The 403-nt window shown below is 69.2% G+C and carries 1 protein-coding gene; it reads right to left on the bottom strand.

Annotation, left to right across the window (positions count from 1 at the left end):
* Positions 1-403: NAD(P)(+) transhydrogenase (Re/Si-specific) subunit beta (locus TSO352_RS10335; protein WP_146210743.1), on the bottom strand; the 403-nt coding region annotated here is incomplete at both ends.

Genomic DNA, 403 nt, shown 5'->3' with positions numbered 1-403 from the left:
CAGCGGCTTGCCGGTGACCAGCCCCTGCAGCTTGGCGAAGGCGACGATCGAGCCGGTGAAGGTGATGGCGCCGACCGCGGTGCCCAGCGCCATCTCGACCAGCGAGCCCTTGGCGATGGCGCCGGGCAGGCCGATGCCGTAGGCCTCCGGCGAGTAGAAGGCGGCCAGCGCCACGAACACCGCGGCCAGACCGACCAGCGAGTGGAAGGCGGCGACGAGCTGCGGCAGCGCCGTCATCTCGATCTTCTTGGCGACGACGTAGCCGATGGCGCCGCCGATGGCGATGCCCAGCACGATCATCCAGTAGGACTGCACGATCGGCGAGGCCAGCGTGGTCAGGATGGCGATGGTCATGCCGACCATGCCGTAGATGTTGCCCTGGCGCGAGGTCTCCGGGCTGCTG

The organism is Azospirillum sp. TSO35-2 (assembly GCF_003116095.1).
Lineage (GTDB): Bacteria > Pseudomonadota > Alphaproteobacteria > Azospirillales > Azospirillaceae > Azospirillum.
Note: the sequence above shows the minus strand (reverse complement) of the source record. Positions and strands in the feature narration are given on the sequence as shown.